Here is a 16,246-nt window from a genome sequence, read left to right as displayed (position 1 = left end):
AGTGCAATAATGACAAAATAAGACCGCATAATTAAAGATAGATTGTATGAAATTGTGGAAAATGCTGAAAAACTAGAAGAAATAATATTTCTTAATGAAATATATTGACGAAATAAAACAATCGTATTATATTATTAACAGGAGATGAAATAAAATTTTATAGATTAAAGGAGGAGTGACATTTGATTTACACAGTAACATTTAATCCGGCTTTGGATTATGTGGTAAAAGTGGATCACTTCACCCTTGGAGCTGTCAACAGAGCCAGCAGGGAGGACATCTATTGTGGGGGAAAGGGACTGAACGTTTCCGCAGTTCTTGCCGCTTTGGGATACGAAAGTACGGCCCTTGGCTTTGTGGCAGGTTTCACAGGCCGGGAGATTTTACAGAGAGTCGGGGAATTGGGCTTTCGGTCGGATTTCATCCAGGTGAAAAAAGGGATGTCGAGAATTAATGTAAAGCTTAAATCACAGGAAGAGACAGAGTTAAATGGAATAGGGCCAGAAATTACGAGTGAAGATATAGTAAAGCTTTATGACAGACTGGACGGTCTGAAAAAGGGAGATGTGCTGGTTTTATCCGGCAGTATCCCCCAATCCATCAATGACGACATCTATGAACGGATCATGGCACGATTAGGGGGAAAAGGAATCCGCATCGTGGTGGATGCGACGAAAGACCTGCTTATTAATGTGCTTCCTTACCATCCGTTTTTAATAAAACCCAATAACCATGAGCTGGGAGAGATGTTTCATGTGACCCTTCACGGGATAGAGGAAATCATTGAATACGGAAAACGCCTTCAGGAAAAAGGGGCAGAGAACGTACTGGTTTCCATGGCAGGGGATGGGGCTGTCTTAATTACGGAACAAGGAGACGTATACCGGATGGGAGTTCCGGAAGGGACGGTGAAAAACTCTGTGGGAGCAGGAGATTCCATGGTAGCAGGGTTTCTTGCAGGCTATTTGGAAAACGGCAGTTATGAACATGCTTTAAGGCTTGGAAGTGCCGCTGGAAGTGCCAGTGCCTTCTCAGAGGGGCTTGCTGGAAAGGATGAGATCATGAAACTGTATGAAGCATTATCAAAGGAGGGGTTTTGATGAAGATTACAGATTTACTGAAAAAAGAAAGCATTGAATTGGGGGTAAAGGCAGCGGATAAGGAAGCAGCCATTGATCTGCTGGTGTCCTTAATGGACCGGGGCGGCAGGTTGAATGACAAAGCCGGTTATAAAGAAGAAATTTTAAAAAGAGAGGCTCATTCCAGTACTGCGGTGGGGGAAGGAATTGCCATACCCCATGGCAAGACGGCTGCGGTAAAGGAAGCGGGTCTTGCGGCTATCGTAGTGCCTGATGGGGTAGATTATGGGGCATTTGACGGAACGGATGCCAATTTGATATTTATGATTGCAGCACCGGAGGGAGGTGCTGATCTTCACCTGGAAGCATTGTCAAGACTGTCCACCCTTCTCATGGATCCGGATTTTAAAGAGGATCTGGTACATGCGGAATCAAAAGAAGAATTTTTAAAGCTGATTGATGATAAAGAATCCCAGAGATATAAAAAGAAAGCCTCTTCCAATGCCCAGGGATACCGGGTACTGGCAGTAACCGCCTGTCCTACGGGAATTGCACATACCTTTATGGCAGCAGAGAATCTGGAACAGGCCGGAAAGAAGATGGGAATTCCCTTAAAAGCAGAGACCAATGGAGCAGAAGGAACGGGCAATGTTCTGACAAAGGAGGAGATCGAAGCGGCGGAGGGAATTATTATTGCCGCAGATAAAAATGTGGACATGGCCAGATTTGACGGAAAACGGGTAGTCATGGCTACGGTTTCGGAAGGAATCCAGAAGGCAGAAGAGCTGATTCAAAGAGCGGTCAGCAGTGAAACGCCTGTCTACCGTCATTCCGGAGCTGTATCAACGGAAAACAGGGAACAGGGAGGTATGGGCCATTCGGTCTATAAGCATCTGATGAATGGTGTCTCCCATATGCTTCCGTTTGTAATCGGCGGAGGAATCCTTATCGCACTGGCATTCTTATTGGATGATTATTCCATTGATCCTGCAAATTTCGGTAAGAACACGCCTTTGGCCGCTTATTTAAAAACCATCGGAGAACAGGCTTTCGGAATGATGCTGCCGGTTTTGGCAGGTTACATTGCCATGAGCATTGCTGACAGGCCGGGTCTTGCCGTAGGATTTGTAGGGGGCCTGATTGCAAAGATGGGAGCGACCTTTGCAAATCCTGGAGGCGGAAGTGTAAACTCCGGATTCCTTGGAGCACTTTTAGCCGGTTTTATCGGAGGATATATTGTGCTGATGTTAAAAAAGGCATTCAGCAAGCTTCCGAAAGCTTTAGAAGGAATCAAGCCTGTGCTTTTATACCCGCTGCTTGGAATTCTGCTGACAGCAGTTGTGACAACCTTTATCAATCCTTTTGTAGGAGCCATCAATGACGGACTTACCTACTTCCTGAACAACATGGGAGGTACCAGCAAAATTGTCCTGGGAGCAGTGGTCGGCGGCATGATGTCTGTGGATATGGGCGGACCTGTGAATAAAGCCGCTTATGTATTCGGCACCGCACAGCTTGCGGAAGGGAATTTTGATATTATGGCCGCTGTTATGGCAGGTGGTATGGTTCCGCCCATTGCCATCGCCCTCTGTACCACCTTCTTTCGGAAGAAATTTACCGAAAAGGAGCGTCAGTCCGGTCTGGTTAATTATATTATGGGACTTTCCTTCATTTCGGAAGGCGCCATTCCTTTTGCAGCGGCTGATCCGATCCGTGTGATTCCATCCTGTATGGTAGGGTCCGCCATAGCCGGAGGATTATCCATGGCATTTAACTGCACATTACGAGCACCCCATGGAGGTATTTTTGTTCTTCCTACCATCGGCAATCCATTTGGATATCTGGCAGCGATTGTAATCGGTTCTGTTGCAGGCTGTGCGGTACTGGCGGCATTGAAAAAGAATCTGGAAGTATAATAAATAAATAAATAAAGCGTCACAGCTGATTTTCTGTGGCGCTTATTTTATATAACAGGAACGTAATATAATGGGGCAATCTATATTTTAATAGGCGGCTAGCCCATTATTCTGCTTATGATTCTGGTCTATGAGAAAAGGAAAGGCGAAGCAGGAAAAGCCTATTAATGTCCGTAAGATCAACCCGGCATAGTTTGGTGGCGCGGTTCAATCGGTAGATCCGGCGGCTTGGAGTAGTTATGAATGGAGCCGCTTATGAATCAATAGGAATAGAATTATCAATTCTGGGAGCCGGCTTTTTTAAGTCCTCAATCAGCTGCTCCCTTGCGGTTATCATATTCTGGGCCATGGATTTAATTTCAGTGTAATCGGTGTACTCCAATATGGATCTGGACATGTCCACAGCCATTTGATGATGACGGACCAAAGCACTTGCAAAGGCATGCTCCAGGCTGGAGGAAGGCGTTTGAACTGCTTTCTCATATTTGTCGAGCAGGGCGTTTATATCCTCCAGATAAGCATTTTCCTTATCTTCATTTTTATGTTCTTCAAAGCGGTATTGATTGGCAAGTTTGGTCATTTTAGTAATCTCATGTCCGAGATCGTAGACCATTTTTGTAGAAACTGAAGTAAATTGCCGGTCGTTTCCGCCGTGAGAGAGATAGGCTTCGGATGCTGTCACCATAGATTTATCCAAAGAAATCATTTCCGTTAAATAGTCAAGCGAACCATTGCCGGAGGGTTGCAGTTTCTTTAAACTCTGAACCAGTTCTTCCATGATCTCATTTTGTCTTGCGATAAACCGGTTTACCTGATCTTCTGCGGAAACATTGTCTAAGTTTTTGTTTGATTCTACGGACAGGGAATCAGGCACATACTCTGTCTGCATCTGTTCTTTCATAACCATCCGGTTTCGATACCAGTTGGCGGTGGTGATGGAAGCAATCAGGAGTATGGCAACTCCAATGATGATGAATATCATCCAATATCTTCTTTTATCGTTCATAATTTTCTCCCGTTTCTGTAACTTCCGGATAAGTTTATTATGGTCATTCTTATGCATGTTATGCAAAAAAAGGGAATACTGGATTTTTCAGGCGGCTTGTTTTATAATTGAGACATAAAATATGTGCAGACAGAGGAGACGAGAATATGTATCAATGTTGTATTTTTGACTTGGATGGAACGATATTAAATACCATCGAGTCTTTATCTCATAGCATTAGCCTGACCATGGAGCATTTTGGTTATGGACCGGTGGATGAGGCTCATACCAAGCAGTTTGTGGGAGATGGTTTTAAAAAGCTGGTAGAGCGGGCACTGATTTTTTCGGGAGATAAAGAACTGGTTCATTATGAAGAAGCGCTGGCTGTTTATGAAGCGGTGTTTGAGGAAAACTGCCTATATAAAGTAAGACCCTATGAGGGGATAACGGAATTTTTGCAGTATTTAAAAGAAAAGGGAATCAAGATAGCGGTGCTGACCAACAAAGGCCATGAGCGGGCCATCGAGTGCGTGGAGAACAGTTTCGGAAAGGGGTTTTTTGATCTGGTTACAGGAGAAGGACATGGGATCGCCTGTAAACCAGACCCCTCGGGAGCACTTTACACAGCCCGTCATTTTAACGTTTCTCCTTCCGAATGCCTTTATTTTGGAGATACCAACACCGATATGCAGACCGGGATACATGCGGGAATGGATACCGTTGCGGTAACCTGGGGATTCAGAGACCGAAAGGAACTGGAAAAATTCCAACCAAAGTACGTGATCGACCATCCCGAAAAGATAAAGTATGTTTTTGAATAAAATTTTAAAATAAAGGAAAATTAAGGAGAGATGAGAATGAAAAATTAACAGGGGAGGTACCATGGCTAATTACTTAAAATGGGGATTTATCATGATTGCAGCCGTCTGGGCGGCGTTAATAGGTGTGATGGCAGGATCAGCCTGGAATCTTTCCCATATGCCTCAGCGAATGCCGGAAATACCCAAGCCGCCATCCCAGAATGCCAATATCAGCATAGAGACCCAGGAAAAGATGGAAGGATACTGGACGGTCGCTGTTTTCGGGGTGGATTCCAGAGAAGGAACCCTTGAAAAGGATACCAGATCTGATATGCAGATGGTATTTAATATAAATCTGGGAACCGGAGAGATCAGGGTCGTATCCGTTTACCGCGATACTTATTTAAGGCTTAATCAAAAAGGGCGCTATGGAAAGATCAATGACGCGTATTTCCTGGGAGGTCCTGCACAGGCGGTCGAAGCATTGACAGAAAATCTGGACTTGAGCATTGATGATTACGCTGCCTTTAGCTGGAAGGCGGTTGCGGATGCCATAAACATCTTAGGTGGAATTGATGTGGATATCAGCCGGGAAGAGTTCCGGGTCATCAATGGTTTTATTACGGAGACGGTAAAATCAACAGGAATAGGTTCCCACCAACTGAAAAAAGAAGGGATGAACCATTTGGATGGGGTTCAGGCCGTGGCCTATGCAAGGCTTCGGAAAATGGATACGGATTTTAAGCGGACAGAGCGGCAGAGAGAAGTTGCTGATTTGATGCTTAAAAAGGCAAGAGAGGCAGATTTAGGCACCTTGAACAAACTTGTTACTACGGTGCTGCCTCAAATATCCACCAGCATCGGAATGAAAGACATGCTCCCCCTCATGAAGAATATAAAACGGTTTCATCTGTCCGGAACAGAGGGCTTTCCCTCCAAGCTGAAAGATGCCATTATCGGGAAAAAAGACTGTGTGGTACCGATTGATATGGAAGCGAATGTAAAACGCCTTCATCAGTTTTTGTTTGACGAAGAAGACTACCAGCCGTCCCAAACGGTAAAAGAGATCGGGAGACAGATTAAAATACGGTCAAATAAATAAAATAGAATTTTAAGCCACAAGAAACGGATCGCGGAATATCCTGTTAATGAAAGGCATTGCTTAACATGGAAGGAAAGGAGACGGTTTCATGGGATTGTGGCTTTGGGTCAATGGGCCGACGATTATCATTACCCTGATTCTGATGGTTCTGGTGATTTTGGCGGGAAGGAAGATAACGAAAAGAAAGGAGGGCTGTGGCTGCGGTCACTGCTGCAGCGGCTGTGAGGATTGCTGGTTTAAGAGCTTTTCAGAGCAGACAGAAAAAGAAGAATAGGAAAGCCAATAATATCCGGAGCTGTGCGATGCTTCGGATATTTTGCAGTATAAAAGGGTTTGATGCTGTTTTTCGGTTAAATGTTTCCGGGGGATTTCATAAGCTGATAAATTTTGGGTAATATGTGAAGGGAAACTATAAGGGCTTTGCTTGACTTATGTTACAGTTTGTGACACAATAAGTAGTTGTAGTTTCTAGTTAAACTCTGAAAGAAAAGAGGTACGTGTAGGTATGACAAAGATTGATATTATCTCCGGTTTTCTGGGAGCCGGAAAAACAACTTTTATTAAGAAGTTATTGCAGGAAGCCATTGCAGGGGAGCAGGTGGTCCTGATTGAGAATGAATTTGGTGAAATAGGCATTGACGGCGGTTTCTTAAAGGATGCCGGCATTGAGATCCGGGAGATGAATTCCGGCTGTATCTGCTGTTCTCTGGTGGGTGATTTTGGAAAATCCTTGGAGGAAGTCCTTACAAAGTACCATCCGGACCGGGTGATCATCGAGCCGTCAGGAGTTGGTAAATTATCTGATGTGATGAAGGCGGTCGTTGATGTGGCGGCAGAACTGGATGTGGTTTTAAACAGTGCGGTCACCATCGTAGATGCCCAGAAGTGCAAAATGTACCGTAAGAATTTTGGTGAATTTTTTAACAATCAGATCGAGAATGCGGGTACCGTTGTTTTAAGCCGTACGGATATTGCTCCGGCGGATAAAGTGGATCTGGCTGTTGAAATCATAAGAGAATTGAATCCAAAGGCATCTGTTGTAACGACTCCATGTGAGGAATTGAGCGGAAAGCAGTTAATGGAAATCATAGAGAAGCCTGATACCATGGTGGAAGATCTTTTAAAAGAGGTCAAGTCTCACCATCACCATGAGCATGACCAAGAGGAGGAAGGATGCGGCTGTGGCTGCGGAGGCCACCACCATCATGAGCATGAGCATCATCATGACCATGAGGAAGAGAAGGAATGCGGCTGCGGAGGCCATCACCACGACCATGACCATCATCACGACCATGAGGAAGAGGATCACCACGAGCATCACCATCACCATGATGGAAGCTGCAGCTGCGGCGAGGATCATGATCATCACCATGCAGAGGAGGTATTTACCAGCTGGGGACTGGAGCATGTGAACCCGATGAGCAAGGAGGATCTGGATAAGATTCTTGATGAACTGGCATATGGAGACGGTTTTGGAGACGTATTACGCGCCAAAGGCATGATTCCGGGAGAAGAAAAAGGGGAATGGCTTTACTTTGACTTAGTGCCGGAACAATATGAAATCCGCAGCGGCTCCCCGGAATATACGGGTAAGGTCTGCGTAATCGGCGCTCATTTAAAAGAAGAAGAGCTGATGAAAGCCTTTAAGCGATAAGCAGAATGGAGGAAATCATGAGTAACACCGATACAATGGAAGACGATTTTATGCCGGTATTCCTGATCAATGGATTTTTAGAGTCAGGAAAGACCCAGTTCCTTCAGTTTACCATGGAGCAGGAATATTTTAAGGCAGAAGGAAAGACCTTGCTGATCGTCTGCGAAGAGGGCGAAAACGAATATGATCCAGATCTGCTTAAACGCAGCAATACGGAACTTGTATTGATTGAAAGTATGGACGAAATGAACCCGGACAGGCTGTTGGAGCTGGAGCTTCTTCATAATCCGGAACGGGTTCTGATCGAATGGAACGGCATGTGGAACCTGGACAATTTAAAGCTGCCGGATGACTGGAAGATATATCAGCAGATCTCCCTGATTGATATGACTACCTTTGATCTGTATTCTGCTAATATGAAGCCTTTGCTGTATTCCATGGTCCGCAATTCCGAGATGATTATCTGCAACCGCTGCGATGGCATTGAGGATTTATCCGGCTACCGCCGTACCCTTAAAGCCATGTGCCCCAAGGGAGAGATCGTATTTGAGGATTCCGAAGGAGAAGTCAATGAAATTTCAGAGGAAGACCTGCCTTATGATCTCAGCGAGGAAGTGGTAAAGATATCCCCGGAAGCCTATGGGATATGGTATATTGACTGTATGGAAAGAAAGGAACGCTACGAAGGTAAGACCGTAGAGTTTACCGCAATGGTCTTAAAGACCCCGGATTTTCCCAAGAATTACTTTGTACCAGGCCGTATGGCTATGACCTGCTGTGAAGATGATATGACATTTTTAGGTTTTATCACGAAATCAAGGGAAGCAAAAGACCTTGAGACAAAACAGTGGGTGAAGGTCAAAGCCAGGATTGCTTACGAATACTGGAAAGATTATGAAGGAGAAGGTCCGGTGCTGTATGCAGACTCCGTAGAACCTGCCCAGCCCATCAAAGGCTTTATTCAGTTTTAACGTTTTATACATGAAACAGAAGGAATTTTCTTAATAGGAATCCATAGTAACAAAAAGAAGCATGATTGCGTTCATGCTTCTTTTTGTTACTATACAAGATAAGAACCTGCATTTCGTAAGAAATTACATGGGAGGAACCGGCGTTGGTCTTTCCGGATCAAAGACATCGGGGACATTTATAAGGTCTTTTAAGCTGTCCGGGTAATAATACATCCGGTATCCGTCAAGATTTCTTCTTGCCTGGCGGAAGTAGTCGGTTCCCATCTGCATCCAGGTAGTCTTGCTGGCATCCACATTGCAGAAATAGCGGAAGCCCAGGGATTTTAAATAAGTAAAACGTTCGTTGGCATCGGTGTATGGCGTCCAGCTTCCGATATCGCTGCCAAAGGGGAAGAGGATAATATCCGTGGGGCCAATTAGGGTTCCTACGTTTCGCGCCCACTTGTCTGAATCAATTTTAAAATGTTCCATGGAGATTGCCCCCATGTTCCGGTGTCCCCAGCTGTGGGAGGCAAGCTCCCAACCATGATCTTTTAACGCCTGTGCAACTGCGGCGGCCTGTCTGCGGTCTTCCTCATAGTTTGGATTGGTGTCTTTGTAAGCTTCATCAGTCCGGTATCCCAAAATCCCGTTATAGCCGGTAAGAGCCAGGATTCCTCTGGCACCTTTATAAGAGAAGCCGGGATGGGTTTTGATAAAGTTTTCAAGAATGGGAACCAGGTCATAATCGCCTACTGCAACACTGCCGTCCTCCATCTCCATCTCACAGGTGGGATAACCGTCTTCTCCGATGATAATACGGGAGGCAAAGCCGTCCCCTTTCATATATTCGTAATAACAGACATCATCCTGGGAAAGAACAAAGGCTTTTTTCCCTTCCGGCAGCATGATGTCGCCGTAGGTGAATTTGGGATTGCCGTTTTCATCCTTGGTCTCATAGGCCAGGTCGTGAAGTTTTACCAGAACATAACCTCTGTCATACATGGACTGCATGATCTTTAAAAACTCAGACTTTGTAGTCATCATCTGGTTGTAGCCCGCCTGCTTTTTATCTCCGTCAAAGGCCTTGGAATTATCCATAATCAGAGAATGGAAAAAAATATGAGTCACATCCTGGGGATTGATACGCACCAAAGCAGCTTTTTCGGTTTCATAATTGGCAATGGCTGAGACAACCTCATCTCTTGCGGCAGCACTGGCATCGGATTTTAAAAGACGAATAGCCCCGTCATAATCGTATTGGGCGGCAAGGGCCTGGGCTTTAGAAAGCAAAGAAATTACAGAATCCTCTTCGGAAGGCTGACTGCCCGTAGCTTCACGTCCGGGGGAAATGCCTGCTGCGGAGGAATCGGCAGATATGACTTTGTTCCTAAGTTTTTTATTGACCGCAATGCCGCATAAAGCCAGTACTGCGATGATTATCATTCCGAGGAATGCAAGAATTATCATATGTAGGGTGCGGTTTCGGCTCCTGCCAAAGTACCGTTCACGGAAATTATTTAGTTTCATAACTTAACCCCTTAATCGTGTCATATTAGGCTGTTACCAAAAGACTGCAACATTTCCTGTACAAGTATAACATACTTTAAAAGAAGATGAAATGGAAAGCAGGCAAATTTTTTTTGGAAAAGTGGCATATGAAAGTGAAATAGTCCCATACAATGGTACAAAGGAATTTTCAGGGGATGGTATATAGCATGAGGAGAGTTACGGCAATTGTTTTAAGCTGCTTCCTGCTGTTTTTCAGTTTATGCGTTCCGGCAGCAGGACAGGAGCCTGATATAGCAGTAGCCTCAGACATGATTGTACAGGCAGAACAGGCCGAGGAAGCAAATACAGAGGGAGGTCCGGCCATCCAGGCTCCCAGTGCTGTTTTGATGGAGGCCTCTACCGGGCAGGTAATCTTTGAAAAGAATGCCGATGAAAAGAGAAGTCCGGCCAGTATTACAAAGATCATGACCTTGATACTTATTTTTGATGCGCTGGATTCCGGTAAAATCAAACTTACCGACGAGGTTGTGACCAGTGCCCATGCAAAATCCATGGGCGGCTCTCAGGTCTTTTTGGAAGAGGGAGAGGTGCAGACGGTGGAGACCCTGATCAAGTGTATTGTTGTTGCATCAGGAAATGACGCTTCTGTAGCCATGGCAGAGTACATAGCGGGTACAGAAGATGAATTTGTAAAAATGATGAATGAACGGGCGGCAGGCCTAGGCATGACCAACACCAATTTTGAAGATTGCTGTGGTCTTACGGAGTCACCCACTCATGTAACCACAGCCAGAGATATTGCAATCATGTCAAGAGAACTGATTAATAAGTATCCTCAGATTCATAATTATTCCACTATCTGGATGGAGAACATCACCCATGTGACGAAACAGGGGACGAAGGAATTCGGCCTTTCCAATACCAACAAGCTTTTAAAAATGGCCACCAATTTTAATGTGACCGGCTTAAAAACTGGTTCCACTTCGGTTGCCAAGTACTGTCTGTCAGCCACAGCCGAAAAGGATGGGGTCCGTCTAATCGCCTCCATTATGGCAGCGCCTGACTACAAGGTCAGGTTTGCCGATGCCCAGACCCTTTTGAATTATGGATATGCCAACTGCAAACTCTATGAGGATAAAGAAATGCTTCCTCTGCCGAATATGGTGGTAGATAATGGTGTGGAGGAAGAAGTACCCTTAAAATACGGCGGCTCCTTCTCCTATTTAAGTCTAAAGGGGGAAGATTTTACTGCCATTGAAAAAACACTGGAACTGGTTCCGTCACTTCCGGCACCGGTGGAAGAGGAACAGCCGGCCGGTAATCTGGTGTATACTTTGGGCGGCAAGAAAATCGGAGAGGTTCCGATTTATACAGCCGGCGCTGTAAGAGAGGCAAAATTCCTGGATTATTTTAAACGGCTCATAAAAGCCTTCAATCTTTGATTGATTAACAAAAAAGAGCAGCATCCGAACAAGAGTTCCGGTGCTGCTTTTCCTATTTTCAAATCGGGAGTTCCGAGCTTTATATTTATCGTATGGACAAGTTTAATTGGGTCTAAATTTGAAACCGGTTCGCCAGTTCCTTTAAAAGCTTTGCCTGAGCGGAAAGTTCTTCACTGGCAGCGGAGCTTTCCTCAGCCGTTGCAGAATTTGACTGAACCACTGAATTTACCTGTTCCAATCCCAAAAGTGCCTGGCTCAAAGCCTCTGCCTGTTCTCCACAAGCCCCGGATATATCTTTGATCCGGTCTACCGTATCGTTGACGCCTAAAAGAAGATCACTGAGAATTTGGCTGGTATCTTCTGCAATTTTCGTTCCATGGTCTACAGACTGTATGGAACTGTCGATGAGAAGTGCCGTATTCTTAGCGGCCTGTGCCGATTTGTTCGCCAGATTTCTTACTTCATCCGCAACCACTGCAAATCCTTTTCCAGCCTCACCTGCTCTTGCTGCTTCAACAGCGGCATTCAATGCCAGAATGTTGGTCTGGAATGCGATGTCTTCTATGGTCTTGATGATCTTTCCGATCTCAGAGGATTTTTGATTAATATCCTCGATGGCGGAAAGAAGTGTCTGCATCTGCACATTGCTCTGGTCTGCAGCTTCTCCGACGGAACTGGCTCTTCGTTCTGCCTCGGAAGAATTTTCAGCGGTGTGATTGATATTCGCAGAGATCTTTTCCATGGTGGAAGAGAGTTCTTCCATAACACCGGCCTGTTCCATGGTCCCCTGAGCCAGAGCCTGGGAGCCATTGGCAACCTCTACGGAACCGTTTGACACCTGCTGGGATACCTCCATGATCTCTCCAATGGTACTCTTGAGCATGTCAGCCGTCCGTATGAGGGAATCCTTTACCACTGCAAATTCTCCTTCATAGCTATGTGACAGATTCAATATAAAATTGCCTTTTCCAAATTCATCAAGGGTATTAGATATTTCATTAATGTATGCAATATATGTTACCAGCCGTTTGGTCAAGTTTCCCAGGGATCTTGCAAGCTGTCCCACCTCATCTTTGCTGTTTACGGATATCTCTACATCCAGATTACCCGCGGCAAGCTGGTCGGTGACCTTCGTAAGAGCTTTCAATGGTTTTGCAATGCTCCTAGCCACAAGGTACATGGTAAAAAGCAGGATAACTCCAACGAGAGCGAACAAGACTGTCATGTTCGCACTTGCTGTTTCTGCTGCCCGTGTAAAATCCTTCTGGTCAACCGTAACGATTGCTTTCCAGTCCGCACTGCTTATCATTTTGGTGATGCCGCAGACCAATTTTCCCTTATCCTTGTATGTAATGACATCTTTCCCAGGGTTTTCATAGTCAGCAAGCATCTTTGGAGCGAGTCCGATGTCTTTGATGTTCTTTAATACCTCGGCAGGATCAGGGCTTACCAGTATCTTTCCGGCGGTGCTGACGAGCCGGATCTGCGCACTGTCATGGGAAAGCTTATAACCCTGGATCTGCTGGGTAAGACTTGTCAGCTTTACATCCAGCGCCGCAACTCCTAACAGTTTACTGCCGCCGGCATCATAAACCGGAGCCGAAAACGTAATTACCTGTTCTCCGGTATCCACATCCTCGTAGGGTTCGGTAACGATATACCCCTTTTTCAATTGCTCTTCTGTTTTAAAGGCGTATTCCTTCTGATTCAGGTTAAAATCTGGAGCTGAGATCCAGTCCCCTCCGTCAAAGGCGATATTGGTATCCGCATCTGCATAATATGCAGATAAAATATCAGTATCGGAGCCTATGGTTTTATTCAGCATCCCGTAAGTTGACGGCCAGTACTGGGAGCTTTTGATATCGTCTCCGGATTTTAAAGTCGTGAGAAGGTTCTTGGCACTGTGATCTCTTGCCAATTGCTGAACGAGGGTGATGTATTTTTCAAAATAATTGTCCGCTTCCGCTGTCATTTTCTCTGCGGACAGCACTGTAATATTACTCTCATCCGAAATGGCAATCTTTTTGGTAAAGGAAATCATTAGAATTCCCGTACATACCATGAAAAAGGCGACCACCCCTCCAATAATCAATAGGATTTTTGTCTCGATTTTTTTCATGCGTTTTCCCTCTCTGCAAAAATAACTTGAATTACGATTGTATTATGTCACCGTGAATAGGAAAAGTCAAGTTGGTTATAGACAATTTTCTCCATAGTTCGACATTCTGTAATAATCCATAAAAGATATCCTTATATTAATGAAATAACAATATATTTTTTGAATTATTATAAAAATACTAGACGAGAAATAGAGATAATATCCAAAATCACCAGTTTCTTCCAGGAGTTAAACCAGCAATTCTTTGGAAAACCAGCAATTTGGATAACAGGTTGGCGTTAATACTTATCAAGGTCCATTAAGAATGGATATAATAAGTGTTGACAAACAATATTATACAACATATAATATATACTATACAGGATATAATATAAAATTTAAAATAGTATTATATTTGGATATAGAACAAAGCAAAAGGAAAGGAAGGTACCAATGAAGGAACCAAAACGTTTGTACCGTTCAGTAAAGAACAAGGTGATATGTGGAGTTTGCGGAGGAATCGGAGAGTATTTTGCAGTGGATCCGGTCCTCATAAGGTTAATATGGATATTTCTCATGATGTTTCAGTCATGGAGATACTTATTCCATTCTCTTGTAGGATTCTCCCTGGTAGGAGGAAGTCTGTTTTTTTATATTATTGCAGCGGCGATCATACCCAAGTCACCGGAGATATAGGGTACGTTGCATATTATCCGGCAGCAGAGATAGGAGTGGACATATGGTATTTAACACAGGAGCAGCATTATTGGACGCCATTGTCCTGGCGGTAGTGTCAAGGGATCAGGAAGGCACCTACGGTTATAAAATCACCCAGGATGTGAGAAATGTTATAGAAATATCGGAATCGACCCTGTATCCGGTGCTGAGAAGGCTGCAGAAGGAAGAATGCCTGGAAGTATATGATATGGCATTTGACGGAAGAAACCGGAGATATTATAAGATTACGGAAAAGGGAAGGGTTCAGTTGAATCTCTATAAAGGTGAGTGGGAAACTTATTCCCAGAAAATATCCCGGATTTTTGAGGAGGCACATATATGAGCAGGGAAGAGTTTATGCGAAGGCTGGAGTATTTACTGTCGGATATCCCGGATGAGGAAAAGTCAGATGCCATCGAATATTACAGGGATTATCTGGAGGAGGCGGGACCGGAGAATGAGGAACAGGTAATGAAAGAGTTCGGAAGTCCGGAACGTATCGCAGCCATTGTTCGGACAGAGCTTTCCGGCAATCTGAAAGACGGGGGAGAATTTACAGAAAAAGGGTACCGGGATGATCGGTTCAAAGATCCGAATTACCAGATGGCGAAGCACTATGATCTGCCTGAGACGACAGAGGAATCCGGCCGCCTGGAAGGAGAAGCCGGTGAAGGTGAAAAAAAGGAGAAAAAATCTCAGAATACCAATAAAATTGCGAAGATAATCATTTGGATCCTTCTCATTGTTTCAGCATCGCCTTTGCTGTTGGGCATCGGAGGCGGAATCATGGGATTGCTTGGAGGATTGTTAGGACTCCTGGCAGCTGCGGTCATCGTGGCCGGTGCAGTTACGTTTGCTTTTTTTGTGGCAGGAGCTGCCTTCATTGTGGCCGGATTTATTTCCATGCCGTTCCACCCGCTGGGAGGAGCCCTCTTGATTGGGATCGGTGTCCTGGGCCTTGGACTTGGATTTCTGGGGCTTGCAGTCTGCTTTGCATTCTACGGTAAATTTCTTCCCTACCTGTTCCGCAGCTGTGTAAATATGATTCAGAACTTCATTGATAGAAGGAGGAGCCGTTGATGAGAAGATTTATAAAAGGGTGTATCATAGCCGGAATCTCCTGTATTTTCATAGGCGGGGGCATAATGGCGGTTTCAGCGGCATTTGGCGGAAATTTGATTGATGTACTGCCGGATCACGCGGCCAGGTGGAAAGAGGAGCTGGGCAATGTGATCCAGCAGGAATTCTGGAGTGATGACAAGTTTTCGTATGAGGATGATCCGGCTGATTTTGCAGACCAGGGAGAACCGATATACACTGCCACAGGAATCAAAGAACTAAGTGGTGTGATCACTGCCGGAAAGGTGGTTATCCGGGAGGATTCACCGGGCCAGGAAATCACCGTATTCTGCAACAAGGATGCTTCCTATTACAGCATTGAGGAAGATGACGGGGAATTGAAGCTGGACAGTTATTTTGGAAATAATTATGACAGCGGTGAAGATCTTGTTTTTACTCTTCACATTCCCAAGGATTACCGGTTTTCCAGAGTGGATATGAGTTTGGAACGTTCTAAAAAAATCCATGGAAGACAGGATACGGATCTTGTGCTGGTTGCCGACGCACTTTTTGCAGATGAAATGAATCTGGAAGCGAAAGCAGGATATATTAGAATCAACCGGGGAAATGCAGGAAAGCTTACCGCTGATGCCGAAGCCGGAGTTGTGGAATTTTCAGGAACCACCACAGGCGGTATTTCAGCCAAATGCCAGGCCGGTGCCATCGAACTTCAGCTTGACGGAAAAAAGGAAGATTATGATTATGATTTACGCTGTAAGCTGGGAACCATTGAGTTAGGGGATGAAGGAATGGCGGCTTTTGGAAGCGAAAGACAGATTGATAACGGATCAGGCAAGACCATGGATTTAGACTGTGAGGTCGGCGCCATTGAAGTGGATTTTATGAATCAAGTATAACAGAAGGGAGAAATA

At 44.8% G+C, this 16,246-nt stretch carries 15 protein-coding genes; 12 read left to right on the top strand and 3 right to left on the bottom strand.

The genetic code is table 11. The features are described from left to right. Positions 1-182 precede the first annotated feature (182 nt). Both pfkB and VIG27_RS10450 read left to right on the top strand, forming a co-directional pair. Positions 183-1,100 carry a 1-phosphofructokinase gene (pfkB, locus tag VIG27_RS10455; RefSeq protein WP_394522453.1) on the top strand — a complete coding sequence of 306 codons (918 nt, stop codon included), beginning with the start codon at positions 183-185 and terminating at the stop codon, positions 1,098-1,100. After that, the gene (locus VIG27_RS10450) at positions 1,100-2,995 is read left to right on the top strand and encodes a PTS fructose transporter subunit IIABC (RefSeq protein WP_394522452.1); all 1,896 of its coding nucleotides are present in this window, start codon (positions 1,100-1,102) and stop codon (positions 2,993-2,995) included. The genes pfkB and VIG27_RS10450 overlap by 1 nt, the downstream gene beginning before the upstream one ends. 253 nt (positions 2,996-3,248) lie before the next feature. Here the strand turns inward: VIG27_RS10450 and VIG27_RS10445 are convergent, their stop codons facing one another. Next, positions 3,249-4,001, bottom strand: a complete 753-nt coding sequence (locus VIG27_RS10445) for a DUF305 domain-containing protein (RefSeq protein WP_394522451.1) — start codon at positions 3,999-4,001, stop codon at positions 3,249-3,251. A gap of 146 nt (positions 4,002-4,147) precedes the next feature. On the opposite strand from VIG27_RS10445, the gene VIG27_RS10440 reads away from it, so the two are divergent. From VIG27_RS10440 to VIG27_RS10420, 5 genes are all read left to right on the top strand, one after another. Beyond that, on the top strand, positions 4,148-4,801 hold the full coding sequence (locus tag VIG27_RS10440) for an HAD family hydrolase (protein WP_394522450.1): 654 nt from the start codon (positions 4,148-4,150) through the stop codon (positions 4,799-4,801). Between the two features lie 61 nt (positions 4,802-4,862). Further along, entirely contained in the window at positions 4,863-5,882 is a 1,020-nt protein-coding gene (locus tag VIG27_RS10435; RefSeq protein WP_394522448.1) for an LCP family protein, read from the top strand. 88 nt (positions 5,883-5,970) lie between these two features. Further along, entirely contained in the window at positions 5,971-6,156 is a 186-nt protein-coding gene (locus tag VIG27_RS10430; RefSeq protein WP_394522447.1) for a FeoB-associated Cys-rich membrane protein, read from the top strand. Between the two features lie 231 nt (positions 6,157-6,387). Continuing rightward, positions 6,388-7,536: a CobW family GTP-binding protein gene (locus tag VIG27_RS10425; RefSeq protein WP_394522446.1), complete on the top strand. Its 1,149-nt coding sequence runs from the start codon at positions 6,388-6,390 to the stop codon at positions 7,534-7,536. Between the two features lie 17 nt (positions 7,537-7,553). Further along, entirely contained in the window at positions 7,554-8,507 is a 954-nt protein-coding gene (locus VIG27_RS10420) for a GTP-binding protein (RefSeq protein WP_394522445.1), read from the top strand. A 123-nt stretch (positions 8,508-8,630) separates the two neighbouring features. Here VIG27_RS10420 and VIG27_RS10415 read toward each other — a convergent pair whose 3' ends face one another. Then, the gene (locus VIG27_RS10415; RefSeq protein ID WP_394522444.1) at positions 8,631-10,016 is read right to left on the bottom strand and encodes a polysaccharide deacetylase; all 1,386 of its coding nucleotides are present in this window, start codon (positions 10,014-10,016) and stop codon (positions 8,631-8,633) included. A 188-nt stretch (positions 10,017-10,204) separates the two neighbouring features. Here VIG27_RS10415 and VIG27_RS10410 point away from each other — a divergent pair, with 188 nt between their 5' ends. Beyond that, the gene (locus tag VIG27_RS10410; RefSeq protein WP_394522443.1) at positions 10,205-11,440 is read left to right on the top strand and encodes a D-alanyl-D-alanine carboxypeptidase family protein; all 1,236 of its coding nucleotides are present in this window, start codon (positions 10,205-10,207) and stop codon (positions 11,438-11,440) included. A gap of 112 nt (positions 11,441-11,552) precedes the next feature. Here the strand turns inward: VIG27_RS10410 and VIG27_RS10405 are convergent, their stop codons facing one another. Beyond that, complete coding sequence (locus tag VIG27_RS10405; RefSeq protein ID WP_394522442.1) at positions 11,553-13,559, bottom strand: methyl-accepting chemotaxis protein; 2,007 nt, start codon at positions 13,557-13,559, stop codon at positions 11,553-11,555. Positions 13,560-13,991: 432 nt separating this feature from the next. On the opposite strand from VIG27_RS10405, the gene VIG27_RS10400 reads away from it, so the two are divergent. The 4 genes from VIG27_RS10400 to VIG27_RS10385 are packed head-to-tail and all read left to right on the top strand — an operon-like array spanning position 13,992 to position 16,231. Further along, entirely contained in the window at positions 13,992-14,234 is a 243-nt protein-coding gene (locus VIG27_RS10400; protein WP_394522441.1) for a PspC domain-containing protein, read from the top strand. 43 nt (positions 14,235-14,277) lie between these two features. Continuing rightward, a complete protein-coding gene (locus VIG27_RS10395; protein ID WP_394522438.1) occupies positions 14,278-14,598 on the top strand; it encodes a PadR family transcriptional regulator in 321 nt (106 codons plus the stop codon). Next, positions 14,595-15,335, top strand: a complete 741-nt coding sequence (locus tag VIG27_RS10390) for a DUF1700 domain-containing protein (RefSeq protein ID WP_394522436.1) — start codon at positions 14,595-14,597, stop codon at positions 15,333-15,335. Before VIG27_RS10395 ends, VIG27_RS10390 begins: the two co-directional genes overlap by 4 nt. Then, positions 15,335-16,231, top strand: coding sequence for a hypothetical protein (locus VIG27_RS10385; protein ID WP_394522435.1), 897 nt, complete (start codon positions 15,335-15,337; stop codon positions 16,229-16,231). The genes VIG27_RS10390 and VIG27_RS10385 overlap by 1 nt, the downstream gene beginning before the upstream one ends. Positions 16,232-16,246 lie beyond the last annotated feature (15 nt).

It is taken from the genome of Lacrimispora sinapis (assembly GCF_043633585.1).
In the GTDB taxonomy this organism is placed as follows: Bacteria; Bacillota; Clostridia; order Lachnospirales; family Lachnospiraceae; genus Lacrimispora; species Lacrimispora sinapis.
This window is presented reverse-complemented; position numbering and strand designations above follow the sequence as displayed.

Excerpts from the sequence above, each read along its gene's own strand:
- VIG27_RS10450 (WP_394522452.1), top strand. The coding sequence starts at position 1,100 with ATGAAGATTACAGATTTACTGAAAAAAGAAAGCATTGAATTGGGGGTA.
- VIG27_RS10445 (WP_394522451.1), bottom strand. The coding sequence starts at position 4,001 with ATGAACGATAAAAGAAGATATTGGATGATATTCATCATCATTGGAGTT.
- VIG27_RS10440 (WP_394522450.1), top strand. The coding sequence starts at position 4,148 with ATGTATCAATGTTGTATTTTTGACTTGGATGGAACGATATTAAATACC.
- VIG27_RS10435 (WP_394522448.1), top strand. The coding sequence starts at position 4,863 with ATGGCTAATTACTTAAAATGGGGATTTATCATGATTGCAGCCGTCTGG.
- VIG27_RS10430 (WP_394522447.1), top strand. The coding sequence starts at position 5,971 with ATGGGATTGTGGCTTTGGGTCAATGGGCCGACGATTATCATTACCCTG.
- VIG27_RS10425 (WP_394522446.1), top strand. The coding sequence starts at position 6,388 with ATGACAAAGATTGATATTATCTCCGGTTTTCTGGGAGCCGGAAAAACA.
- VIG27_RS10420 (WP_394522445.1), top strand. The coding sequence starts at position 7,554 with ATGAGTAACACCGATACAATGGAAGACGATTTTATGCCGGTATTCCTG.
- VIG27_RS10415 (WP_394522444.1), bottom strand. The coding sequence starts at position 10,016 with ATGAAACTAAATAATTTCCGTGAACGGTACTTTGGCAGGAGCCGAAAC.
- VIG27_RS10410 (WP_394522443.1), top strand. The coding sequence starts at position 10,205 with ATGAGGAGAGTTACGGCAATTGTTTTAAGCTGCTTCCTGCTGTTTTTC.
- VIG27_RS10405 (WP_394522442.1), bottom strand. The coding sequence starts at position 13,559 with ATGAAAAAAATCGAGACAAAAATCCTATTGATTATTGGAGGGGTGGTC.
- VIG27_RS10400 (WP_394522441.1), top strand. The coding sequence starts at position 13,992 with ATGAAGGAACCAAAACGTTTGTACCGTTCAGTAAAGAACAAGGTGATA.
- VIG27_RS10395 (WP_394522438.1), top strand. The coding sequence starts at position 14,278 with ATGGTATTTAACACAGGAGCAGCATTATTGGACGCCATTGTCCTGGCG.
- VIG27_RS10390 (WP_394522436.1), top strand. The coding sequence starts at position 14,595 with ATGAGCAGGGAAGAGTTTATGCGAAGGCTGGAGTATTTACTGTCGGAT.
- VIG27_RS10385 (WP_394522435.1), top strand. The coding sequence starts at position 15,335 with ATGAGAAGATTTATAAAAGGGTGTATCATAGCCGGAATCTCCTGTATT.